The following is a 22,680-nucleotide window of genomic DNA, read 5'->3' as shown; positions in this document are numbered from 1 at the left end:
AGTCAGGAGGAGGTGGCGCTGCGCTATCCCCGGACGGGGCTGCTGCTGCCGTACGACTTCATGGTGGCTGCGGCGCCGATGGTGCACGGCACGATCGTGTGGGGTGCGCTCGTTCTGTTGTGGCCCGCCCGGGAGCCGCCCAAGCTGGACCTGCAGGAACGCGATGCGATGAACGTCTTCTCCTGCCGCGCCGGGTTGTTCCTGCAGCAGGCCGCCGACCGCGGGTCCCCCCTCCTGCCGGCGCCCAGCCCCGGGCGCTGTCCCGGTGGTCGTCCCGTATCCCCGGGCGGGCCGAGGCGCTGGCTGCTGCGCCGGCCCGACGGCCGCACCGAACCCCTCGAGCTGCCCCCCGGCCTGCTCCTCGGCATCGATCCGGCCGCCACGTACCCGACGACCGAGATCCCCCTGCCGCCGGGAGCGGCACTCGCGCTGTACACCGACGGGCTCGTGGAGACTCCCGGCACCGACATCGACGACACCATCGCCGACCTGGCCAACCACCTCGCACACGCTGAAGACCAGACCATGGACGCCCTCGCCGACAACCTCATCCAGCACGCCACCCACAACGCGGCTGCGACTTGGCCCGATGGGCCGACGTGCCTCCGCCGAAGGGGATCAAGCCCGGTGTTCACGAGTTCCGGTGGATGGCGTGTTGTCCCCGCCGGCCCACGGTGTCACTCGGCGGGCACGGTGAGCGCGAGCTTGCCCGTGACGCGGCCGTCGAGGAGGCGCCGGACGGCTGCGGCGGTCTCGGCGAGCGGGTAGACGCGGTCCACGACCGGGCTGAGCGTGCCTGCGTCGATGAGGGCGGTCAGGTCGCGCAGCCCGTCGGCGTGCTCCGAGGCGATGAAGGTGCCCAGGTGCCGGCCGGTGAACGGGGAGAGTGCCTGTGCACGGATCTGCCGGTCGGTGCCGCCGAGCCAGCGGCCGTTCGTCTCGCTGCCGGTGATGACCAGTCTGCCGCGGGGTGTGAGGGCGCGGCGCAGATCCCGCAGACTGCGATGGCCCGCGATGTCGATGATGGCGTCGTAGCGTCGCGGGCCGGCGAGGAAGTCCTCGCGCGTGTAGTCGATGACGTGGTCGGCGCCCAGCGCGGCTACGGCGTCGAGCTTGGGGGTGCCGGCGACGGCCGTGACCTGGGCGCCGAAGGCGTGGGCCAGTTGGACGGCGAAGGTGCCCACGCCGCCGGCGGCTCCGGTGATCAGGACGTGTTGGCCTTCGCGGACCCTGCCGTTGTCGCGAACCGCCTGGAGCGCGGTGAGCGCACTGACGGGTACCGTCGCCGCCTCCTCGAAGGTGAGTCCGCTCGGTTTGGGGGCGATCCTGTCGGGACGGGCAGCGGCGTATGCGGCGAACGCGGCGACCGCCGTGCCGTAGACCGCGTCGCCGGGTGCGAACCCGGTCACGTCGGTGCCGACCGCCTCGACGACACCGGCGACGCTGCGACCGGGGTTGGGGAGCTTCGGCCTCCGCAACCCGCTCACGGGCCGGATCGCGTACGGCAGTCCGGCCATCATGTGCCAGGTGCCACGGTCCACGCTGGAGGCACGCACCCGCACCAGTACCTCGCCTGGACCGATGCCGGTCCGGGCGAGCCGTGCCATGTGCAGCACGCCTTCAGGATCGGGGCCGTAACGCTCCTGCACGACGGCCGGCATGGTCTCGATCCCACCGGTTGGTGGGATCGGCTCGCTCATGTTCCGCATCATCACTGCTCCCGATCCCGCCTCCCCCTGTACTTACGCCGTAAGTACAGCACTTACGGCGTAAACTCGTCAACGCTGGGAGCCCATGAGAGGAAGCGACCGCCCACCGTGACCCGACGCGCCACCCCGCAGCCCACCCGCACGACGCTCACCCGGCAGCGGGTGGTGCATGCCGCCGTCGAACTCGCCGACGCCGGCGGCTTGGAGACGATCAGCATGCGCAAGGTGGGCGAGGCCGTCGGGGTCGAGGCGATGTCCCTGTACAACCATGTCGCCAACAAGGAGGACCTGCTCGACGGCATGGTCGACCTGGTCTTCGGCGAAGTCGAACTGCCCACGCCGGGTGGCGACTGGCGACAGGCGATGCGGCAGCGGGCGATCTCCATGCGCCTCGCGCTGTCCCGCCACCGGTGGGCGATCGGGCTGATGGAGTCACGGTCCACCCCGGGCCCGGCCACCTTGCGTCACCACGACGCCGTTCTCGGCTGCCTGCGTCAGGGCGGGCTCTCCCTCACCCTGACCGCCCACGCGGTCTCGGTCCTGGACAGCTACATCTACGGGTTCGCCCTGCAGGAAAAGACCTTGCCCTTCGGCACCCCCGAGGAGACCGCCGAACTGGCGGACTCCATCATGAGCGGTTTCGGCGACGGTGAGTACCCGTACCTCACCGAGATCGCGACCGCTCACGTCATGCGTCCCGGGTACTCCTACAGCGACGAGTTCGAATCCGGACTGGACCTCATCCTCAACGGCCTGCAGCAAGCGGCGGGCTGACGAGGCGGGCCGGCCCTCGGGCATGGGCGGGCGGGTCCCCGGGACCGGACGCCCGCCCCACCGCCGTGGAGCGGGCGCCCGGCCGTTCTGCCGGGCTCGTGGCCTCTGCCTCGCGTAGAGCCCGGAGCGCGGGTCCCCCGTGCCGGGGTGCAGGCGGCCCGGGCACCGGCACGGACTTCCGGCCCCAGGTCAGCCTGCATACGGTGAGACCGGACAGCCGGGCGTCCTGTGACGTCGGGCCGTGAATCCTCGGGAAGCCATGTCCGCGATCGTGGACGTACGCACGCGGTGGACCCCGGGGCACTCCGTATCCTGGGCGCATGCATGACGATGACGGTGTCCAGCCGGCCGCCACCCGACGGAGGGACGCCGCTGCGACCAGGGCGGCGATCCTCCAGGCCGCCCGGCGACTCTTCGTCGAGCACGGCTACGACGGTGCGGGCGTGCGGGAGATCGCCGGCGCCGTCGGAGTGGATCCCCGGCTGATCGGTCGCTACTTCGGGTCCAAAGAGAAGCTCTTCGCGGAAGTGGTCGACCTGGCGTACCAGAAGTCGCTGATGATGACGCCCGAGCTGAACGCCGAGGCGGCCCGCGCGCTCCTCCTCGACTCCGATCAGTCCGCCGTGGAAGGGCTGCTGCTGACCCTGCGTTCCGCGGCGAACCCGCGGGCGGCGGAGATCATGCGGGACGTCATCGAACAGAACTACCAGCATGTCCTCGCCGGCGCCCTGCCCGGCGAACGGACCGCCGGGCGCGCCGCGCTCCTGGTCGCCATCTGCTCAGGCGTCCTGCTCACGCGCCTGATCCTCGGCAACACACAGCTCAACCAGCCGGAGACCGAGGACCTGGTCCCCCTCCTCCACAAGGCGCTCGACGCCGTCGCCGTCGCCCCCGGGCCCGTCCGCTGACCGCGTCACCGGAGAAAAGATCTCGGATCCGTCGGGCGGGCGACCTACGCTGAGCCCCGTCCGCACTATCTGGGAGAAGCATGACAAGCAGGTTCACCGAGTTGACCGTTGACTGCCACGATCCGGAGAGGCTCGCGGCCTTCTGGTGCGAGGTCCTGGACTTCAAGGTCGTCGACCGGAGCGAGGGCAAGGTCGAGATCGGCTCGTGGGTGCCGACCGTCGAGGATGTCCGGGCCCGCCAGATGCCGCCCACCCTGGTGTTCATCCGTGTGCCCGAGGACAAGACCGTCAAGAACCGGCTTCACCTCGACGTCAGCCCGATCGACGGCAGCACCGAGGACGAGGTGACCAGATTGCTCGGTCTCGGCGCCGTCAAGGTCGACGTGGGCCAGGGCCCGGACCGGAACTGGGTGGTCATGGCAGACCCCGAGGGCAACGAGTTCGACGTCCTGCGCACCTTGGCACCGCAGGACTAGGCCGGTTACTTCGGATCATCAGATCCGAGGGAAATGGCCTAGTCCGCTTGCAGGACGAAGAACAGGAAGCAGAGGAAGCGGGGCTGGGCCGCGATGGCCTCGGGGAACAGCTCACGGGCGGCGGGGTCGGGATCCGGCTCGCTGATGGCCGTGATCCGGAAGCCTGCGGCGGTGAACGCATCGGTCATCGCATGCAGTGGCCTGTGCCAGAGCCTCATCAGGGCGGTCCGGCCGCCCAAGGTCCACTCGTCGGTCCAGGCGGTGGTGTCGAAGTAGCCGTGCTCGGCCGCGCGGCCGGCCTCGCGGTGCATGGTGGCGATGGCGAAGGGATGGTCGACGGACGCGATCAGCCGGCCGCCGGGCTTGAGTACGCGCCGCAGCTCGGCCAGCGCCGGCCCCCAGTCCTCCACGTAGTGCAGCACCAGGGACGCGACGACGTCGTCGAACGTGTCGTCGGCGTAGGGAAGGGGACTGCCCAGGTCGGCCACCTGCAGGTCCGCACCCTCGCCGAGCCGGCGCCGGGCCAGCTCAAGCATCCCGGAACTCGCATCGAAGCCGCTCACGAGGGCGCCACGGTCACGCAGCGCCGCGAACAGGGCCCCGGCGCCGCAGCCGGCGTCGAGGATCCGCCGGCCGGCCACCTCCCCGGCGAGGGCCAGCATCGCGGGACGCTCGTAGTAGGCGTTGATCAGGCTGGTCTCGTTCTCACTCGTGTACGCCTCGGCGAAGCTGGTGTAGTCGTTGACCTTCGGCGGATCCATCGTCACGGCGGACGGCGAGGTGCGCCCGTTGAGGCTCGCGTGCCCTTGCTGCTCGTCAGAAGTCATGGTGCGAGGGACGTCGGCCCGCAACAGTTCGGTTCCTGGTCCGAGGCATGACGGGCACGTCGGAGACGTCGACGGCGCGTAGCCCTGTGACGCCCGGGGGGTCAGTGCCGCGCCGGCGGCGTGACGCCGTTGAACCAGTTGGTCGCGGTCATCGCGGAGGCCGCCTCCCGGTCCCCTGTGACGGTGAGGGCATCGAGTGTGGCGAACTGCTCCGAGGTCAGGGTCAGTTCGGCAGCCGCGGCGTTCTCGGCCATGAACGTGACGCGGCGGGTACCCGGGATGGGGGTGACGTCCGGGGCCTTGGCCAGCAGCCACGCGAGGGCCACCTGCCCGGGGGTCGCCTCGTGCTGCTCGGCGATGTCGCGAACCGCCTGGAGCGTCTGCATGTTGCGGTCGAAATTCGCCTCCGAGTACCAGGGCAGGCCGCGGCGGTGGTCGTTCTCCGCCAGACTGTCCCGTGAGGTGACGGTGCCGGTCAGCGCGCCGCGGCCCAACGGGCTGTACGGAACGATGCTGATGCCCAGTTCCCGGCACAGCGGCAGGATCTCGGATTCGATTCCGCGCTCCCACAGCGACCATTCCGTCTGCAGCGCCGTGATCGGGTGTACGGCCGCTGCGCGACGCAGGGTGTCCGGTGCGGCTTCGGAGAGGCCGAGATGCAGGACCTTTCCCTCGGCGACGAGTTCGGCCATCGCGCCGACGGTTTCCTCGATCGGCGTCCGGGGATCGACACGGTGCTGGTAGTAGAGGTCGATGTGGTCGGTGCCCAGCTTCTTGAGGGAGCGCTCGACGGCCTCGCGGATGTAGCCGCGGCTCCCGTCCATCCGCGCTTCCGCCCCGCCGAACGGACCCGAAACGATGCCGAACTTGGTGGCGAGCACGAGTTCGTCGCGGCGACCGGCGATCGCCCGGCCGAGGATCTCCTCGCTGTCGCCGTAGCCCTCGGCGGTGTCGAAGAGCGTGACGCCGATCTCGAGCGCGCGGTCGACGATCTCCCGAGCGGCCCGCTCGGGGTCGTAGCCGGACTGCCCGTAGGGGTTGGCGTAGCTCATGGCGCCGTAGCCGACCGCGCCGACGGCGAGTTCGGCGGGACCGAGGTGACGTACAGGGATGGGCATGGCGGGGCCGACCTTTCTGCCGTTGCGAGCAGTGAGGACACGATGTCCTCGGGTGTGGACAAAGGTAAGTCCTCACTTGAGGACAAGCAAGTGCGGAACATGCGGCGGTCGATCCCGCGCCGCGCACGCTCCGTGATGTGACCCACCACTCCCGGCTCCTGATTGCCCGCGGTGGAAGTCGCACATTAAGTTAGGTGGATAGAACGTTCTATCTACTTGCGTCTGTCGCCCGCACCACTGAAGGAGTAGCGATGTCCCACCGTCGTCCCGTTCGCCCCGTCCGTCTCGCCGTCGTCGGCGCGGTCGGCCTGGCCCTGGCCGCCGGACTGGCCACGACCGCCTCGGCCACCCAGGGCCATCACGCCAAGCCGGCAGGCAAGCCGAAGCCCAAGCCGACCGTCGTCCTCGTCCACGGTGCCTGGGCGGACTCCGCCGGCTGGAGCGGCGTCGCCAAGCGCCTGCAGGCCGACGGCTACCGGGTCACCGCCCCCGCCACGCCGCTGCGCGGTCTGGGCAGCGACGCCGCCTACCTCGCGGACTACCTCAAGACGATCAACGGCCCGGTCGTCCTGGTGGGCCACTCCTACGGCGGCGCGGTCATCACCAATGCCGCCACCGGCAACCCCAACGTCAAGGCACTCGTCTACGTCGCCGCCTTCGCCCCCGACAAGGGCGAGAGCGTCACGGACCTGGTGGGCAAGTTCCCCGGAAGCCACCTCAGCGACGACCCCGACGCCCCGCTGCCCACTGCCCTGAACGCGGTCCCCTTCACCCAGGCCGACGGCGGCACCGGCGTCGACCTCTACATCAAGCCCGACAAGTTCCGCGACGTCTTCCTCAGCAACCGCGTCAGCAAGAGCAAGGCCGCCGCGCTCGCCGCGACGCAGCGCCCCGTCACCGCGCAGGCCGTCGGCGAGCCCTCGGCCGTGACTCCGGCCTGGAAGACCATCCCTTCCTGGTACCTCGTCGCCCGCGGCGACCGGACGATACCCCCCGCCGCCGAGCGCTTCATGGCCTCGCGCGCGCACGCCCGCACCATCGAGGTCGACGGCCCGCACGCGGTCCACCTGACCGACCCCAAGGCCGTGACGCGTCTCGTCGAGAAGGCCGCGACGGCGCGCTGACCCACCCCCGCCCCCGGCCTCCTCCCGGCACCTGCGGGAGGGGGCCGTGCACCGTGTGCAGGAGCCGTACTCAGGCCGCGGCCATGAGCACGGCGACCCCGTGCTCGAAGACGGCGCCCGCGGCCCGGGCGTCGCCGAGGTAGCCGGCCACCATCGCACCGTCCCGCATGGCCATCATGGCGTCGGCCGACCGTGCGGGATCGGCTGAGCCGAGCCGCTGGAAGGCTTCCTGCAGCACCTGGAGGAACCAGGCGCGGTGTCGCAGCACCGCCTGGTGGACGGGGCTTTCGGGGTCCGGGTACTCAGCCGTGGCATTGATGAACGGACAGCCCCGGAACCCGGCGCCGCACACTTCCTCACCGATGCCGTGCGCCACGGCGGCGAGGAGGCCGGAAGGCGAACCGATGCCTGCCTGCGCCGCGGTGATCCGGTCCCGGATCTCCTGATCCGTCGCCTCGAGGTAGGCGCGCACCAGGTCGTCCTTGCCGGCGAAATGCCGGTAGAAGGTGCCCCGGGCGACGTCGGCCTCCGCCATGACGCGGTCCACCCCCACGGCCCGGATGCCCTCGCCGTAGAAGAGCCGGTTCGCCGTGCTCAGCAACCGCTCACGGGCCTCGGAGCGGCGGACCGGCGCGGATGCGTCCGTAACGTTCGACATGGCTACAGCATAGAACGGTCTTTCTACTTCCGGGTGTGGATCTCATTGCTGTCGCGCCACCCGCGTGGGAGCATGCGCTGTTCATCGCCGGTGCCTGCGGGACTGCCGCTCCGTGCCGGTGCGTCTTGGGAACTGGGTGGGGCAACGTGGGCAGAGAGGTGGCGCGGGCAGCCGCGGCGGTGTGCGTGCTGACCGTGGCCGTTGTCGGATGCAGGCACGGGGGCGGGCACGGGGGCGAGGACGGGGGCCGGGACAGTGCGGGGGCCTCGCACCCCGCGAGGCAGGCCGCGGCACCCGAGAAGGTCCTGGGTCACCGGGAACTGGAGCGGACCGCTCTGGGGTCGGGGGACGTCGACGGATTCAGCGTCGGCCCCGTGGTGGGCGACGTCGGGGCCGGTCAGCCGGTGGTGGGCCCGGTCGCTCCCGCCCCCGCGCGGTGCAAACCGCTCAACGACATGACCGCGTTCGTCGGCAGGTACCAGCCCGTGTGGCAGGTCGCGAAGATCGTCAGTCGCACGTCCGATGAGGGCGACACGTCGTCCACGACGGTGGCGCTCAACTCCTACCGGCAGCAGGAATCGGTCAAGGTGATGACGGAACTGCGCGGTGCGCTGGACACCTGCACGAAGTTCGCGCCACCCGGGTCCTCGGTCACCGGCTGGACGTACTCGCACATCCGCAAGCTGCCGGATCCTTCGCTGGGGGACGACGCGCTCTCGTACCGCATGACGCTCGACATGCCCGCGGACGACATGGGCCCCGCGCACTCCGTCGTCTTCACCTACGTGGTGGTGCGGAGCGGAACGACCGTCACGACGTTCGCCTCGAACCTCTTCGGCGTGGACGGCAAACCCACCGAGGTCCCCCGGCGGGTCATCGACGCCCAGATCAAGAAGCTGAGCCAGGCGTCGTCGGGCTGAAGGACCCGGTGCCGGCACCCGGAACCCGGGCGGGGCGCGCCGCGCTCGGCGCCCCGCCCGGGTGCGGGATCCGCCCGGGTCAGTCCCGGGCGGCGCTGTGCTGCTGCTGGGCCCACGCCAGGTGCCATGTGTCCGGCGGCGTCTCGGAGTTCAGCTCCAGGCCGGGCACCGGCTCGAGACGTCCCCCGCGCAGTTCGGCGAGGAGGCGCTCGGCCTCGAGGGAGGGGTAGTCGAGGTAGCCGCGGTCGTCACCACCGAAGAAGGTGGCCCGCAGCGCCTCGCGCAGCTCCGCGTTGCGGGCCAGGCGCTCGGGCAGGTCGGGGTTGGCGATGAAGTCGCGGCCGAAGCCGACGGCGTCGACGGTGCCGTTCTCCACGGCGCGCAGGGCCTCCTCGCGTGCGTAGCCGCCGGTCGCGATCAGGCGGCCCGGGTAGCGCTTGCGGGCCCAGGCGCTGTCGATGGTGTCGGCCGGCCGGCGCTCGGCCGTGGAGTCGTCGTTGCCGACGATGCCCGGCTCCACCAGGTGCAGGTACGCGAGGTCGCGAGCGGCGAGCTCGTCCACGACGTGGCCGAACAGGGCCTCCGGGTCGGAGTCGGTCATGTCCTGGAAGACGCTGCTCGGGGATATGCGGACGCCGATGCGGTCCGCCCCCACCGTCTCGACCAGGGCGTCGACCACCTCCAGCAGCAGGCGTGCGCGGTTCTCGACGCTCCCGCCGTAGCGGTCCGTGCGCCGGTTGGCGCTGTCCTGGAGGAACTGGTCGATCAGGTAGCCGTTGGCCGCGTGGACCTCCACACCGTCGAAGCCGGCCGCCAGCGCGTTCGTGCCGGCCTGGGCGAACTGGGCGACGACGGCCTGGATCTCGTCGATCTCCAGCGGTCGCGGCGTCATGAAAGGCACGCGGCCCTCGTCGGTGAAGACCAGGCCGTCGATCGCGATGGGGGAGGGGCCGACCGGGGTCCTGCCTTCGGGCTGGAAGACGGGGTGCGAGGCGCGGCCGGTGTGCCACAGTTGCGTGACGATGGTGCTCCCCGCGGCGTGCACCGCGTCGGTGACGCGCTTCCACCCCTGGACCTGGGCGTCGCTCCACAGGCCCGGAATGCCGGGGCCGCCGACACCTTCGGCGGAGACGACGGTGCCCTCCGTGATGATCAGTCCGGCCGAGGCGCGCTGGGTGTAGTAGAGCGGCGCGGAGGGGCCGGGGCTGCCGTCAGGCAAGGAGCGGCTGCGCGTCATCGGCGGCATGACGAAGCGGTTGGACAGCGGCAAGGCGCCGAGCTGGACAGGGTCGAACAGGGGGCTGTTGTGCATGGTTTCTTCTCCGGGCAATGGGGATGGGGGTGAGGAGTGGTGAAGGTGCATGCCAGGCGGTTGCCGGGCCTGGAGGCTGGACGCCGGGGACGTGGCGGTTCGCCGGACGGTGCGGCCGTCGGATCTGCGTCCCGGCCGCCGAGCCGTGACTTACGCCGCCTGGTACCGGCGGGTGTTGACCCTCCCGCCCAGCGACGTGGCCGCGCGGAGTGCCCAGTACGGGTCGCGCAGCAACTCCTGGCCGAGGAGGACGGCGTCGGCCTCGCCGGAGCGGACGACGGCCTGCGCCGCCTGGGCCGGCCCGGTGAGGGGGCCGACGGCGGCGACGGGCATGCCGGTCCGGTTGCGGACGCGGTCGCCGCCGGTGGAGACGTCCATCAGGTCCACGCCCCGGGCCTGCAGCTCCTTGGCGAGGCGGAGGGTGTCGTCGGTGATCTCCTCCGGCCAGTCGGGGTCGGACGTGCGGAAGAAGACCGGCAGGTCCTGCGGCCACACGGCGCGGACGGCGTCGACGACCTCCAGGGCGAAGCGGGTGCGGCCGGCGAAGTCCCCGCCGTAGGCGTCGGTGCGGCGGTTGCTGTGCGGGGACAGGAACTGGTTGATGAGGTGTCCGTGGAGGCCGTGGATCTCGGCGACCTGGAAGCCGGCGTCCAGGGCGCGCCGGGCGGCCGCGGCGAAGTCCGCCACGATCCGGCCGATCTGCTCGGTGCTGAGCTGTTCCGGTGTGGTGGAGCCGGTGCCGAACGGGACGGCGATGGGACCGCCGGGCGCCCAGCCGTACTGCCTGCCGGGGGCGTCGGGGAACCTGCGGTCCACCCAGGTCCCCTCGGTGGCGTCCCGGTGCCCGGCGGCGAGCTGGATGCCGGGCACGGTGCCCTGGGACTTCAGGAACGCGGTGATCCGGCGGAAGGCCTCGACCTGGGTGTCGTTCCAGATGCCGAGGTCGTACGGGCCGGTCCGGCCCTCGGGGCTGACCGCGGTGGGTTCGGTGAGGATGAGCCCGGTGCCGCCGGTGGCGCGGGCCGCCAGGTGCGCGAAGTGCCCGTCGTCGGGGACGCCCGCCTGGTCGCCGTCCGGTGGGGCGGTGGACCGGCACAGGGCGGCCATCCAGATCCGGTTCGGAACGGTCAGTGACCGGAGGGTCATGGGCTCGAACAAGGTGGTGCTCACGAAAGTGCCTCCTGCTGGAGCGATGGGGGAGCGGGTACCGGGCGAACACCCGGACGTCATCGCGCCAGGTGAGGCGTCCATCGGTGCGGCTTGCGCCGGTCGTGTCGGTCCCTCTCAACCGTCACGTTCCACGGTACGGTATGGACGGTTATGTCCGGAATATTGAGATCCAGATGGTCCGAATCGGGAGACAGCGATGCCGACCGCGCTGCCGGTCAGTGCCTACGTCGTGCTCGGCCTGCTGAGCAGGCAGGACGGCGCGACCCCCTACCAACTCGACCAGAGGATCCGCCAGAGCATCGGGTACTTCTGGGTCTTCCCCCGCTCGCAGCTGTACGCGGAGGCCGGACGGCTGGTGCGGCGCGGACTGGTCGTCGAGCACCAGGAAGAGGGCGGCCGTCATCGCCGCACCCTGTCACTCACCGACGAGGGGCGACGCGAGCTGTGCCGATGGCTCGCCGCCCCGACGCGGGCGATCACCGAGATCCACGACGAGGGGCTGCTGAGGCTGTACTTCCAGCCCCAGGCCTGTGACGCCGACGCTCCCGGCGACGCGGACACGGTGGACGCGATCAGCCGGCTCGCCGCGGAGCAGATCCAGGCCCACGAGGGCCAACTCGCTGAGTACCGGCAGCTCGTCACCTCCGGACTGCTGCCCGCGGGCTCGCCCCAGCGGGCGACGGTCGAGGTGGGGTTGCGGTTCGAGCGCATGATGATCGGCTTCTGGCGCGAGGTCGCCGCCTCGCCGGCGCACCTGATCGGCGAGGGTGCCGAGGAGGCGTGAACGACGGCGGACGACGCGCGTCGCATCCGTCTGCGCCGACCGGCGCGAGGGGGCCCGGGGGGACGTGCCCACCGCGGGGCGGCGGGGCGGTGAACACGCGGTGGCGAAGGACGGGCGGGAAGGGGCTGGTGTCCCAGGGGCGTCACGGAAGGGCAACCGGCCGATTCCCGGGCCCGAGGGTGCCGACGAAGGGCCGCATCATTCGTCGGACGCGCTGTCACACCCCACGGCCAGCGTCGCCGCGAGCGCCACGCCCAGTGCGTATTTGACCACCACGTACCTCCTGAACCCTTCAGTGTTGGTCCGGCTCCGGCAGGTGCTCGGCGCCCGCCCCGAACGGGGCCTGAGGCACGGTCGGAACCGGTGCGGTCGCCGGGAGCGACGAGGCACGGACGACACGCTTGCGCAATGAGGTGAAAGCCATTCCCGGGAGCGTGCTGCCATGCGGCCAACTCCCCACCCGGGTGCCGTGCCCGGATGCGAACGTACCCGTGGACAAATGCATGCGGCGGTACGGGCAGCCCGCGAATTTCGGACGAACGTCACGAACGGCCGCTGCCCGCCCATGTACGAAGCCGGATGCCGTCGCGGCAATGAGTTCCCGGGCGCCCACCGGTCTACCTCCCGACCGAGACGACCAACGCATCGGAAGTCAGACATGGGCCTGATCCACATCGAAATGTTCGCGACCCTCGACCTCGTCGGGCAGGCGCCCGGCGGTCCCGACGAGGACCCGGAGGGGTTCCCGTTCGGCGGCTGGCAGGCGCCCCTGCTGGACGAGGTCTCCGGGGCGCAGGTCGGTGCCGCGTACGAGGGCACGGACGCCCTGCTGCTCGGCCGGCGGACGTACGACATCTTCGCCGCCTACTGGCCGCACCAGAAGGGCGGCGAGGACGGCGAGATCGCCACGCTCTTCAACGGCGTCCCGAAGTACGTGGCCTCCCGCGGCAGGCCCGACCTCTCGTGGGCCGGGTCCACGCAGCTCGGCCCGGACCTGGCCGGCGCGGTGCGCGAGATCCGCGACCGGCACGAGCACGTGAAGGTCGTCGGGAGCCTGAACCTGGTGCAGACCCTCCTGCGTGAGAAGCTCTTCGACCGTCTCGACCTCTGGGTGCACCCGATCGTGCTCGGCGTCGGGAAGAAGGTGTTCGACGGCGGCGCGGTCCCCACGAACGTCACGCTCCTCGAACCGCCCGCCGCCAGCCCGACCGGCACCGTGTACCTGCGCTACGGGCTCGCCGACGGCACGCCCGGCACGGGGGACATGAGCGCACCCGATCGCGGCGTCGGGCGCGCCGACTGACGCCGGCAGTGCATCCGCCGGGTCGGCATCCCGTCACGGCGTCGGCGGTTCGAGCCGGCGACGCCGCGACGACGCCGCGACGACGTGTCTCGCCGGCAAGCGGTGCGGATCTCCGTCCAGCTCCTTCGCCGCCGCGCAGGCCGTCGCGTCATGGCGCCCCACGGCCGCGGGCGGCTCGTGGGGCATCAGTGGTCGTCCCAGTCCTCCACGAAGAACCGGGCCTCGCTGACCACGGTGTCCCCGGCTCTGGCGGCCCGCACGTACATATGGGCCCCGTCCGGTCCCAGGTCGCCGCTGCAGCCGATGAGCAGGTCGACCCGTTGCTTCTCGATGTACCGGGTCAGGTCCGTGTCGACTGCGGACAGCGTCTTGCCGATCAACTCCAGTCCGTCGAAGGTGACCTGTGGGCCGGTTCGTCCGTGCACGGTCACGGCCGCCAAGGTGGGGAACCCCTCTTGGTGCCAGTAGTGGGCGGTCACCCCGGCGTCGTGAAACCGGTCCTCACCCAGGTACCAATGCCCGGCCTTCTGGTGGACCGGCCAGGGAAAGTGGCCCTGCCGCTCGGCCGGTACCTCGCCGCCCAAGGCGGCCACGACCTGCTGCGGGAGCATCCCGAAGCGGAGTGGACCGACGCTCTCCAGCGGAGTGAAGCCCCACTGCGGTCTGTCCTGCTCGGCCCTCACCGGCCATGCCCCCGGGTTCGTCTCCCGTTCGCGGACGTCCCGCCATCGGATGACCGGATCGGCCCCGTACGGGTCCTCGGCCAGCTCCGGGCCGACGAGCAGGGCGTCGGTGATCACCGCGTCCCTCCGCACCGCGTACCCCTGCGGATCCTCCCCCCACTCCAGTGCGGTGCCCATGGAGACGCCCCACGCGGCGACCTCGGGATCACCGCTCCAGTTCACCCGGACCTCCACTCCCTCGTCATGGGCGAGATCGTGGATGCCCGCGCGCACCTCGGACGGGGCTCGGGCGATCAGTTCCATGTCCCGCAGCCGCACCCGCGGACCGTCGTGCGCCTGGATCGCGACGGCGGCCAGCCGCGTCCCCGGCCCGTAGATCGCGGTCACCCCCAGGTCCCCGTACCGCTGCCAGGACAAGGTGCATTCCCTGCTTCGTGACACGTGGACGTCCGCCCCGTCCAGCGCTGCCTTGACCTGGTCGGGACTCATCCCGAACCGCAGCGGACCCACACCCACCAGCGGATCAAGCTCCCACTGCGCCCGCTCGTCAGGCTTCTTGTTCCGCCAGAACATCCCAACCCCCACGAGGCTCCGAACAGCCCGGCGCCCTGCCGGTGATCATGTCCGGCACCCTAGGTGTGCCCACGACACGGAGGCCCTGGAGACATCGTCGGCGGCGGTTCGCGGCATGTCGCCGCCGGTCACCCCGCGACCGCGCCAGGAACCTCTTCGGAGGCCGCGGGCGTCGCGGCACCGGCGTCCTCCCAGGCGCGCAGGTACGCCTTGATCGCGTGCCGGTTGCGCTGCAGCACCTCGATGCGTCGCTCGATGCTGCTGAGCTGACGTCGCAGTCCGTCCAGGTCCTTGGCCGCCGGGCAGGACCGGACGTCCGTCCCCTCCTTCGCGGCATCGAGGCAGGGCAGGACCTCGCGGATCATCTCCGTCGTCAGGCCGGCTTCGAGGAGTTCGCGGATCTGCAGGACGCGGTCGACGGCGGGCTCGCCGTAGCTGCGGTACCCGTTGGCGCTCCGGAAGGGGTGGAGGATGCCGACCTCCTCGTAGTAGCGGAGCAGCCGCGGCGCGACACCCGTCTTCTCGGCCAGGTCCCCGATCTTCACATCGCCCTCCTTGGCTGGGCATCCGTACGGACGGTGCGCCTCGCCGTCGCGCCGTGGGCGATCCGGTCGCCGCTTGACCTTCACACTAATGGAAAGGTTTAGCTTCTTGCACGGCCCCGGAGCTGCCGGCGCGGGGTGACCGGGACCGTGTCAAGAAGAATGCGAGATCAACGATGCCGACAGGCTCCAGCAAGGGATGGACCGCTGACCGAATGGCTCCACAGGAAGGCCGCACCTTCGTCGTGACGGGCGCGACCAGCGGTCTCGGTCTGGTGACGGCGCGCGAACTCGCCGCGCACGGCGGCCGGGTACTGCTCGCCGTCCGTGACACCGCACGGGGGGAAGCGGTGGCGTCCTCGCTGCGCAGGGCGTATCCCGGGGCCGAGGTCGCGGTGCGCCGGGTCGATCTGCTGGACGTGGACTCGATCCGCCGGGCGGCGGAGGAGATCGGCGAGGGGGAGTCCGTCGACGTACTGGTCAACAACGCGGGCATCTCCATGGTCGGGCACTCCGTGACCGCGCAGGGCGCCGAGCGCCACCTCGCCGCGAACCACCTCGGCCACTTCGCCCTCACGGCGCTGCTGGAACCGGCGCTGCGCCGGTCGCCGGCACCGCGGGTGGTCACCGTGACGTCCTACATGCACGAGAAGGGGGAACTCGACCTGGACGACGTCGCGTGGTCGCGGAAGTACACGCCCCTCGCCGCCTACTCGGCCTCGAAGCTGGCCAACGCGGTCTTCGGCGTGGAGCTCGCCCGGCGCGAGCGGTCGTCACCGTCGCCGATCACCAGCGTCCTCGCGCACCCCGGCTACAGCAACACGCCGATGCAGAGCAAGGGCACCGGGCCCGTGGGGATCGTCATGCGCGTGTCCGGCAGGCTCTTCGCGCAGAGTCCGGAGATGGGGGCCCTGCCCCAGCTCTACGCGGCGACCGAGCCCGATCTCGCCGCCGGTTCCTACATCGGCCCTGACGGCAAGGGCGGACGATCCGGGCATCCCGTCCCCGTGCAACTGTCGGCGGCGGCGCAGGACCCGGGACTCGGCCGCCGGCTGTGGGAGCGCTCGCAGCAGCTGACCGGCGTCCGCTGGCACACCGCCTGAGTCCGTACGGGCCATCCCGCGGTACGCCCGCTGGGGCCGCGAGCCGGGCAGGCGCGTGCTCCGCCCCACCCCGGAGCTTCAGGGGTGGGGCCGGACGTGCCGCGTCACCAGGCGCTGGCGCCGCCGTCGACGGCGTAGTTCGCCCCGGTGATGTAGGAGGCTCGGTCGGAGGCGAGGAAGGCGGCCAGGTCGACGATCTCCTCGGGCCGGGCGAAGCGCTTGAGGAGGGTCTTGCCGGTGATCGCGTCGCGGGCGGCCTGGTTGTCGCCGAGGTCGCGGTCGCTGGCGGGGGTCAGGACGGGGCCGGGGCTGATGGCCACCGCGCGGATCCCGTGCGGGGCGCCTTCGAGCGCGAGTTGCCGGGTCATGCCGATGACGCCGGCGTTGGCAGCGGTGTGCCCGACCATCGGGGGGTTCTCCCCGGCGATCATGCCGGCCATGGAGGCGACGTTGATGATGACGCCGCCCCCGCGGCGTACCAGGTGGGGCCAGGCGAATTCCGAGACGAAGAAGGGGATGTCGAGTTCGCCGGTGATGGTGGCGTGCCAGTCCTCGACGGAGAAGTCGGGCAGCGGGCCGAAGCGCAACGAGGCGGCGTTGTTGTAGACGACGTCGAGCCCGCCGTAGGCGGCCGCGGCACCTTCGACGAGGCGCCGCACTTGCTCGGGGTCGGTGAGGTCGACCGGAGCGATGCTGGTCATCTCGCCGCCCGCGCGGCGGACGAGTTCGGTCGTCTCCTCGTTGGCGTCGGGGTTGATGTCGGCTCCGACGACCTTGGCGCCTTCTTTGGCGAACAACTGGGCCGCGACGCGGCCCATGCCTCCGCCGGTGCCGGTGATCAGCACGATCTTGCCGTCAAGAAGAGGTGTCATGGGAGTGCTCCTGGTCAGTGCGGTGTGCGGGTGCGGGTGCGGGTGCGGGTGCGTGTGTGCGGGTGCGTGTGTGTGATGCCGTGGCCCCCCGGGCGCCCGCTGGGGGCGGTGCGCCCGGGGTGCGTGCCGCGGCCTGGTGAAGCCGGTCGTGCGAGGGCTACTTGGTGGTGGGGTGAACGGTGCCGGGAGGCGTCTCCCCGCGGAGCTCGTCCAGGAACACCCCGAAGTTGCCCTCCGACCAGTGCTCGACGGACTGGCCGTGGATGACGCGGTCGATGGAGATGCCGCTGAGCTGGACGTCGCGGCCGGAGGCGGGGATGCCGAAGACCGTGCCGGTGTGACGGCCCGCGAAGCTCCAGCGGGTGACGACCTTGTCGCCCTCCACGATCTGGTCCAGGACGGTCATCTTGAAGCCGGTGAGCCCGGCCTTGATGTCGAGGTCGCCCTTGATCCAGTCGTCCCGGTTCTCGGGGCCGTTGAAGCCGTGGAGCACCAGGTCCTTGGAGATGTAGCGGTCGAATCCGGCGGCCAGGTCGCCGTTGTAGCTGGCGTAGTACGCCGAGGTGACCTGCAGCGGCGAGAGGTAGTGGTGGTGGGCCGCGTGGCCGGACGAGGCGGCGTTCGGTGCCGGGCTCTGGGCCGCGGCCGGGACGGCCACGGCGGTGAGGGCGGCGGCGACGGCGAGGCCGGTCATGGCGCCCACCACCTTCTTGCGTCCGCTGGACGTGGGAGTGGCCGGGGTGGATGCGGCCTCACGGGTCTTGTTGAAGATCACGGGGCACTCCTCAGCTGATCATCGGTGCCCGAGAGCACCGAAGTGATTGACACGTCAAGCATCCTCCCGAGCTTGACAAGCGTCAAGCAGTTTTCGGTGGGGCCCTTCCGAGGTCACCCGGCCGGTGACCGGCATGGAAGACTTGGATCACCGGCGATCGCCTCGCCATCCCGCCCGGGATTCCGGACGCGCACGCCGCCCACCAGGCGCGATGCGCCCGTACCGGGGGCATGACCGGCCCGGTGGCCGAGAGGGAGTGCGATCGGCGCCAGGCCGGCCGACGCCGAACGGAGCGATGCCAGAGTGACCGACGGAACACCGGATCAGGCGCCGGCAGCGACGGCGCGCGGGAAGTACGCACCCGTCCGGCTGCGTGAGAGCGAGATCCTCCGGCGGGGCCTGGACACCTTCGCCGAGCTCGGCTACGCCGCCACCACCATGCGGGAGTTGGCCCGGCGGCTCGGCGTGAGTCACAACTTCGTCCACGAACGGTATGGGTCGAAGGGCGACTTCTGGCGCGCGGTGGTGGACTTCGCGCTGCGGGACGCCCAGCCCGCGCTCGACCGGCTCCTGGCCGAGTGCCACGACGACGGCGAACGCCTACGGGCCGTCGTCGTCCACCTGTACCGCCTCGCCGCGAACGACTCCGCCATGAACCGGTTGCTCACCGACGAGTCGACCCGGGACTCCGGTCGCCTGGACTATCTCCACCAGCGGTTCATCAAGCCGTTCTGGGACAGCATCGAGCCGACGGTCGACGGCCTCATGGCGGCGGGCCGCATGCCGCGCGTCCCCCCGCACATCCTGTACTTCGCCGTCACGGGCCCGGCGCTGGCCCTGGCACAGGACCCGATCGCCGACCGGCTCAACCCCGACGACGTCCCGACGGCGGAGCGCGACAGGAACACCATGGCCGACGCGCTCTCCGCGCTTGTCCTGCACGGCCTGCTTGCGCCCTCGGGCCATGGGCCCGTCACCGGCCGGCCCGGGCGGGCCTGACAGCCGGGGCGGTCGCGTCAGGAGGCGATCCTCGCCAGGGCCGCGGCGAGCGCCTTGAGGTCCAGGCCGTCGAGGTGGTCGAGGAAGCGGCGCCGTACGGAGGCCAGATTGGTCGGCCACGCCTCCCGCAGCCGGGCGAGGCCCGCGTCGGTGAGGACCGCGTTCCAGCCGCGGGCGTCCTGGGTGTCCTTGACGCGCTGGACGAGCCCGTCGCTCTGCAGTCGGTACACGGCCCGCGTCATCCCGCTGAGCGACCGCTCGCAGGCGACGGCGAGATCGCTCATCCGCATCTGCCGCTCCGGTGCCTCGGACAGGTGCATCAGGGCCATGTATTCGGTCAGCGGAAGCCGCTGCTCGCGGACCAGATCGGCGTCCATGGCGCGGGGCAGGGCGTAGATGACGCGGTGCAGCGACCGGATGACCGCCTCTTCATCCGGGCTGAGGGGCGTGATTCCCTCCGGGGCCGCTTCCTGCTGCGGCATGACGTCAGACATGCCTCAAGATTACTTGCTCCGAAAAGTAAGCGAACGCTTTTTCACCGTGACGCGCCTCGCATCCACGGCGGCCGCCGGGCAAGACGATCGCGCGGGTGTGCCGTGGCTGCCTACACTCCCGGGCATGTCATGCCGCATCAGTGAGCTGGTCATCCACGCCGCCGACGCCGAGAGGCTGGCCGTGTTCTGGAGCGAGGTCCTCGGCTACGTCGAACTCGGCCGGGAGGACGACGGAAGTATCGAGATCGGGCCGCCCGGCATCGGCTTCGGCGGCCCGCAGCCCACCCTCATCCTCAGCCCGAGCAGTGACCCGCGGACCGGGAGGCTCCCGCTGCACATCGACGTCAACCCGGTCGACCGCGACCAGGACGCCGAGCTGGAGCGCTTGCTCGCGCTGGGCGCAACGGCCGCCGACGTCGGCCAGACCGGCACCGAGAACTGGCACGTCCTGGCCGACCCGGAAGGCAACGAGTTCTGCCTCCTGCGCCGCCGGCTCCAGCCTCTCTGACACCGCTCTGACACCACGGGGTCCGGCGCGGCCGGGGAAAGCCGGGTGCCGTCGACTCAACGAGTCACAACCTGGGCGCGCAGGCGCGTGAGGATCCGCGACAGGAGCCGGGAGACCTGCATCTGCGAGACGCCCAGGTGGGCGCCGATCTCGGCCTGGGTCATGTCGTGCCCGAAGCGGAGGGAGAGGATCAGCCGATCCCGTTCGGACAGCTGCCGGATGAGGGGCTTGACCGCCTCGATGTCGTCGACCTTGCCGTAGGCGGCGTCGTCGTAGCCCAGGCGCTCCGCCCAGGCAGTGCTGCCGTCGTCGTCCTCGGTCGCCGGCGCGTCGAGGGAGGCGGCCGAGTAGGCGTTGGCGGCGGTCAGGGCCTCCAGCACCTGCTCCTCGGTGATCTGCAGGCGGGTCGCCAGTTCGGCCGTCGTCGGGGCCCGGTCCAGTTCGGCTTCCAGGGCGTCGGTGGCCTTGGCCAGGTCGATGCGGAGTTCCTGCAGGCGCCGGGGCACGTGGACCGACCAGCTGGTGTCGCGGAAGAACCGCTTCATCTCGCCCACGATGGTCGGCACCGCGAAGGTCACGAACTCCACGCCGTAGGCGGGATCGAACCGGTCGACCGCCTTGATGAGGCCGATCGTGCCCACCTGCACGATGTCCTCCATCTGATCGGCGCGCTGGGAGAACCGGCGGGCCGCGAAGTGCACCAGCGAGGTGTTCATCTCGATGAGCGTGTTGCGCACGTACTGGTACTCGGCTGTGCCCTCCTCCAAGGCCTGCAGCCGGGCGAACATCACCTTGGAGACCTGCCGGATCTCGGGCGGCGTCATATCGCCCGGCACCTCGGGAAGCGCGTCCACAGCGCCGTGCTCCTGCGTCGCCGCGACACTGCCACCGGCCACTGCGATCTGCATCTCGGCAACCCTCCTCATCGGTATGTTCCAGCCTGCACCCTCCGTGCGTCACCCGCCTACCCCCGCTCAAGCCCGGCAGTCCACGGCTTCCCGCGTACGGCGTGAGTGGTGTTTGCGACGCCGCCCAGCGGTCAGGCGAAGCAACGGAACATGACCTCGATACCTGGGAAGGTGAGCAGCATGGCCGCCAATGAGAAGGCCAAGGCGAAGACCGAGCAGGCCGTCGGCAAGGCCAAGGAGGCCGCTGGAGAGGCCGTGGGCAACGAGCGGCTGACCGCCGAGGGCCGCATGGAGCAGGCCAAGGGCGACGCGCGCCAGGCCAAGGAGAAGATCAAGGACATCGGCCGGCACTGACGACCGGCACCGAGCTCATGTCCGTGGGGCGGCCCGAGCGGGTCGCCCCACGCTCATGCCCGGTCTCACGGCCCGTCAGGCAGGCGTCCGCGAGGGGCTATGGTGCCCCGCACCAGCCAGAGAGCCGGACGGGATCCAGGGCGCCGGCCGGCACGGCAGGGCTGGGCTTCACGTACATGAGCGTGGGCCGGCGCACGGTCTCCGGCTGACGGTTGACGGCCCACGGGGGCCGGAGCGCCGGGACCCCGGGCCCGCCGGGCCGGCGTGGTCGCCCGATCAGCTGTTGAGGCGGCGCAGTGCCACGGTGCGTCGGGCATCGCGTGTCTTCGCCGTGGCGGGGGATCGCGTGGCTTCTGCGCGTGCCATCGCCGCGAGGCGTGCGAATTGCTCACCCATGCCCCTGGTGCCGCTCAGCGGGGTGAGGCCGTGCGGCCACACGGCCTTGGCGAGCGCGACGTGACGGGCGCCGCCGAGGATGACGACGGGGTCGACCGCGGCGATCCGGAGGTCTTCCGCCTGGGCGCGGAGAACGGCGTCGGTCACCGCGTCGGCGTGCCCGTGCGGGGTGTCGTAGGGGTCGATCTCGTCGTCGAGGTCCAGCAGGCCGTACCGGGCGGAGAGGATCACGAGCCGGTCCGGTTGGAGCGCCTCGGCGGCCTTCCGGCACGCGCGGTGGTAGCTGCCGATGTACATGTCGGCCGCCCTTGCCCGGTGGTCCAACTTGCGGGAGCCGCAAGGGATGACGACCAGCTCCGGTCGGAAGCCGTCGGTGTACTGCGTCGGAGTCATGCAGGTTCCTTCCGGGTCCGTCTGCGCTCGGACGCGACGGACGCCGACTCTCGCGTGGTCCGTCCTCGTCCCGTGCCATGAGGTGCAACACCGCCGGAGGAGAGGGCCGTAGCGGAGGGACATGCCATCGGGCCCTCACATCCGGACGTACCGCGGAGCGGGGCGGCTCTTTCATAGGTGACCGGTCGTATAGTGCTCCGTATGGGAAGCACCAGTGGTGCCAGGGAGAAGATTCTGAGCGCCGCTCACTCGCTGTTCGACCAACGCGGTTACTCGGCGCTGGGGCTGGCGGAGATCTGCAGGGCGGCCGGAGTGCCCAGGGGCAGTTTCCACTACTTCTTCGCCTCGAAGGAGGCACTCGCGCTCAGCGTCATCGACGAGCACTGGAACGCGCAACGACGCGCCTGGCTCTGCCTCCTCGATCCTGATGCGGAACCCCTGTCGCGATTGCGGATGCTCTTCGAGGCCGCCAGCGTCCAGCAAGGTGCGGGACAGCGGGACTGCGGCATCGTCGCGGGCTGCATGTTCGCCAACTTCGCGGTGGAGTCGGGCGAATTGACGGAAGTCGTCCGCGAACGCCTCCGGGAGATCTTCGACGCACAGGTCGGCATGGTGGAGTCGGTCGTCGTCGAGGCCCTGCGGCGGGGCGAGGTGATCGTCCCGGACACGCGGGCGGCCGCCCGCTCCGTGGTGGCACAGCTCGAGGGCCGGGTCCTGTTCGCCAAGCTCTACAACGACACGGCGCAGCTCGGCCCGCTGTGGGTCAACTGCCTTGCGCTGCTGGGTGCCCGCAGCCCTCAGGCGCCCGCCGCATGAGACAGCGTGGTGCCGCCGTGCGGTCTGGGAGGTTGTGCCTCCCAGGAGGGAGCAAGCAGGTCGTGGCATCGGTGCGGGTCGCGGGCGCACGATGGCGGGTGGAAAGCCGGGGAACGGCGGTTCCGCCGTCGTCGTCCTGGGGTCCTTGGGGCGTACCTGACTCAGGGGACTCAGGGGACTC

General features: G+C 71.0%; 25 protein-coding genes and 1 pseudogene. 13 read left to right on the top strand and 13 right to left on the bottom strand.

Annotated features, from left to right (window positions below):
* Positions 1–303 precede the first annotated feature (303 nt).
* Positions 304–567: pseudogene (locus tag AC1VWI_RS06435) on the top strand (SpoIIE family protein phosphatase); the annotation flags it as partial.
* Between the two features lie 110 nt (positions 568–677).
* On the opposite strand, the gene AC1VWI_RS06430 reads toward AC1VWI_RS06435, so the two are convergent.
* Positions 678–1,700 carry an NAD(P)-dependent alcohol dehydrogenase gene (locus tag AC1VWI_RS06430; protein WP_499509957.1) on the bottom strand — a complete coding sequence of 341 codons (1,023 nt, stop codon included), beginning with the start codon at positions 1,698–1,700 and terminating at the stop codon, positions 678–680.
* Between the two features lie 117 nt (positions 1,701–1,817).
* Here AC1VWI_RS06430 and AC1VWI_RS06425 point away from each other — a divergent pair, with 117 nt between their 5' ends.
* The 3 genes from AC1VWI_RS06425 (at position 1,818) to AC1VWI_RS06415 (ending at position 3,867) form a co-directional block, all read left to right on the top strand.
* On the top strand, positions 1,818–2,483 hold the full coding sequence (locus tag AC1VWI_RS06425) for a TetR/AcrR family transcriptional regulator (protein WP_499509956.1): 666 nt from the start codon (positions 1,818–1,820) through the stop codon (positions 2,481–2,483).
* Between the two features lie 320 nt (positions 2,484–2,803).
* Positions 2,804–3,391 carry a TetR/AcrR family transcriptional regulator gene (locus tag AC1VWI_RS06420; protein WP_499509955.1) on the top strand — a complete coding sequence of 196 codons (588 nt, stop codon included), beginning with the start codon at positions 2,804–2,806 and terminating at the stop codon, positions 3,389–3,391.
* 80 nt (positions 3,392–3,471) lie between these two features.
* Complete coding sequence (locus AC1VWI_RS06415; RefSeq protein ID WP_499509954.1) at positions 3,472–3,867, top strand: VOC family protein; 396 nt, start codon at positions 3,472–3,474, stop codon at positions 3,865–3,867.
* Between the two features lie 38 nt (positions 3,868–3,905).
* On the opposite strand, the gene AC1VWI_RS06410 is transcribed toward AC1VWI_RS06415, so the two are convergent.
* Both AC1VWI_RS06410 and AC1VWI_RS06405 read right to left on the bottom strand, forming a co-directional pair.
* Positions 3,906–4,694: a class I SAM-dependent methyltransferase gene (locus AC1VWI_RS06410; protein ID WP_499509953.1), complete on the bottom strand. Its 789-nt coding sequence runs from the start codon at positions 4,692–4,694 to the stop codon at positions 3,906–3,908.
* A gap of 101 nt (positions 4,695–4,795) precedes the next feature.
* Positions 4,796–5,812, bottom strand: a complete 1,017-nt coding sequence (locus tag AC1VWI_RS06405) for an aldo/keto reductase (protein WP_499509952.1) — start codon at positions 5,810–5,812, stop codon at positions 4,796–4,798.
* Between the two features lie 251 nt (positions 5,813–6,063).
* Here AC1VWI_RS06405 and AC1VWI_RS06400 point away from each other — a divergent pair, with 251 nt between their 5' ends.
* Positions 6,064–6,936, top strand: coding sequence for an alpha/beta fold hydrolase (locus AC1VWI_RS06400; protein WP_499509951.1), 873 nt, complete (start codon positions 6,064–6,066; stop codon positions 6,934–6,936).
* 70 nt (positions 6,937–7,006) lie between these two features.
* Here the strand turns inward: AC1VWI_RS06400 and AC1VWI_RS06395 are convergent, their stop codons facing one another.
* Positions 7,007–7,594, bottom strand: a complete 588-nt coding sequence (locus tag AC1VWI_RS06395) for a TetR/AcrR family transcriptional regulator (protein ID WP_499509950.1) — start codon at positions 7,592–7,594, stop codon at positions 7,007–7,009.
* 146 nt (positions 7,595–7,740) lie between these two features.
* Here AC1VWI_RS06395 and AC1VWI_RS06390 point away from each other — a divergent pair, with 146 nt between their 5' ends.
* Positions 7,741–8,514, top strand: coding sequence for a hypothetical protein (locus AC1VWI_RS06390; protein WP_499509949.1), 774 nt, complete (start codon positions 7,741–7,743; stop codon positions 8,512–8,514).
* Positions 8,515–8,593: 79 nt separating this feature from the next.
* Here AC1VWI_RS06390 and AC1VWI_RS06385 read toward each other — a convergent pair whose 3' ends face one another.
* Positions 8,594–9,826, bottom strand: a complete 1,233-nt coding sequence (locus AC1VWI_RS06385) for an alkene reductase (RefSeq protein ID WP_499509948.1) — start codon at positions 9,824–9,826, stop codon at positions 8,594–8,596.
* 150 nt (positions 9,827–9,976) lie between these two features.
* The gene (locus tag AC1VWI_RS06380; RefSeq protein ID WP_499516733.1) at positions 9,977–10,972 is read right to left on the bottom strand and encodes an oxidoreductase; all 996 of its coding nucleotides are present in this window, start codon (positions 10,970–10,972) and stop codon (positions 9,977–9,979) included.
* Positions 10,973–11,192: 220 nt separating this feature from the next.
* On the opposite strand from AC1VWI_RS06380, the gene AC1VWI_RS06375 reads away from it, so the two are divergent.
* Both AC1VWI_RS06375 and AC1VWI_RS06370 read left to right on the top strand, forming a co-directional pair.
* Positions 11,193–11,780, top strand: coding sequence for a helix-turn-helix transcriptional regulator (locus tag AC1VWI_RS06375; RefSeq protein WP_499509947.1), 588 nt, complete (start codon positions 11,193–11,195; stop codon positions 11,778–11,780).
* A gap of 658 nt (positions 11,781–12,438) precedes the next feature.
* Positions 12,439–13,083: a dihydrofolate reductase family protein gene (locus AC1VWI_RS06370; protein ID WP_499509946.1), complete on the top strand. Its 645-nt coding sequence runs from the start codon at positions 12,439–12,441 to the stop codon at positions 13,081–13,083.
* 185 nt (positions 13,084–13,268) lie between these two features.
* On the opposite strand, the gene AC1VWI_RS06365 is transcribed toward AC1VWI_RS06370, so the two are convergent.
* Positions 13,269–14,339, bottom strand: a complete 1,071-nt coding sequence (locus tag AC1VWI_RS06365) for a hypothetical protein (RefSeq protein WP_499509945.1) — start codon at positions 14,337–14,339, stop codon at positions 13,269–13,271.
* 128 nt (positions 14,340–14,467) lie between these two features.
* Positions 14,468–14,884 (bottom strand): MerR family transcriptional regulator, encoded by a 417-nt coding sequence (locus AC1VWI_RS06360; RefSeq protein ID WP_499509944.1) that lies wholly within the window; start codon positions 14,882–14,884, stop codon positions 14,468–14,470.
* Between the two features lie 173 nt (positions 14,885–15,057).
* On the opposite strand from AC1VWI_RS06360, the gene AC1VWI_RS06355 reads away from it, so the two are divergent.
* Positions 15,058–15,984, top strand: coding sequence for an oxidoreductase (locus tag AC1VWI_RS06355; protein WP_499509943.1), 927 nt, complete (start codon positions 15,058–15,060; stop codon positions 15,982–15,984).
* Positions 15,985–16,088: 104 nt separating this feature from the next.
* Here AC1VWI_RS06355 and AC1VWI_RS06350 read toward each other — a convergent pair whose 3' ends face one another.
* The gene (locus AC1VWI_RS06350) at positions 16,089–16,856 is read right to left on the bottom strand and encodes an SDR family NAD(P)-dependent oxidoreductase (protein ID WP_499509942.1); all 768 of its coding nucleotides are present in this window, start codon (positions 16,854–16,856) and stop codon (positions 16,089–16,091) included.
* Positions 16,857–17,013: 157 nt separating this feature from the next.
* Positions 17,014–17,631 (bottom strand): ester cyclase, encoded by a 618-nt coding sequence (locus AC1VWI_RS06345; RefSeq protein ID WP_499509941.1) that lies wholly within the window; start codon positions 17,629–17,631, stop codon positions 17,014–17,016.
* Positions 17,632–17,934: 303 nt separating this feature from the next.
* Between AC1VWI_RS06345 and AC1VWI_RS06340 the strand changes: the two genes are divergently transcribed.
* Positions 17,935–18,630 (top strand): TetR/AcrR family transcriptional regulator, encoded by a 696-nt coding sequence (locus AC1VWI_RS06340; protein ID WP_499509940.1) that lies wholly within the window; start codon positions 17,935–17,937, stop codon positions 18,628–18,630.
* A gap of 17 nt (positions 18,631–18,647) precedes the next feature.
* Here the strand turns inward: AC1VWI_RS06340 and AC1VWI_RS06335 are convergent, their stop codons facing one another.
* A complete protein-coding gene (locus tag AC1VWI_RS06335; RefSeq protein ID WP_499509939.1) occupies positions 18,648–19,124 on the bottom strand; it encodes a MarR family winged helix-turn-helix transcriptional regulator in 477 nt (158 codons plus the stop codon).
* Positions 19,125–19,248: 124 nt separating this feature from the next.
* Between AC1VWI_RS06335 and AC1VWI_RS06330 the strand changes: the two genes are divergently transcribed.
* The gene (locus tag AC1VWI_RS06330) at positions 19,249–19,632 is read left to right on the top strand and encodes a VOC family protein (protein WP_499509938.1); all 384 of its coding nucleotides are present in this window, start codon (positions 19,249–19,251) and stop codon (positions 19,630–19,632) included.
* Between the two features lie 56 nt (positions 19,633–19,688).
* On the opposite strand, the gene AC1VWI_RS06325 is transcribed toward AC1VWI_RS06330, so the two are convergent.
* Positions 19,689–20,540, bottom strand: coding sequence for an RNA polymerase sigma factor SigF (locus tag AC1VWI_RS06325; RefSeq protein ID WP_499509937.1), 852 nt, complete (start codon positions 20,538–20,540; stop codon positions 19,689–19,691).
* A 180-nt stretch (positions 20,541–20,720) separates the two neighbouring features.
* Between AC1VWI_RS06325 and AC1VWI_RS06320 the strand changes: the two genes are divergently transcribed.
* A complete protein-coding gene (locus AC1VWI_RS06320) occupies positions 20,721–20,894 on the top strand; it encodes a CsbD family protein (protein WP_499509936.1) in 174 nt (57 codons plus the stop codon).
* A 276-nt stretch (positions 20,895–21,170) separates the two neighbouring features.
* Here the strand turns inward: AC1VWI_RS06320 and AC1VWI_RS06315 are convergent, their stop codons facing one another.
* Positions 21,171–21,683: a DUF6884 domain-containing protein gene (locus AC1VWI_RS06315; protein ID WP_499509935.1), complete on the bottom strand. Its 513-nt coding sequence runs from the start codon at positions 21,681–21,683 to the stop codon at positions 21,171–21,173.
* A gap of 201 nt (positions 21,684–21,884) precedes the next feature.
* On the opposite strand from AC1VWI_RS06315, the gene AC1VWI_RS06310 reads away from it, so the two are divergent.
* Positions 21,885–22,499 (top strand): TetR/AcrR family transcriptional regulator, encoded by a 615-nt coding sequence (locus AC1VWI_RS06310; protein WP_499509934.1) that lies wholly within the window; start codon positions 21,885–21,887, stop codon positions 22,497–22,499.
* Positions 22,500–22,680: the final 181 nt, after the last annotated feature.

The sequence above is a fragment of the Streptomyces sp. TOM-9 genome (assembly GCF_056858595.1).
Note: the sequence above shows the minus strand (reverse complement) of the source record. Positions and strands in the feature narration are given on the sequence as shown.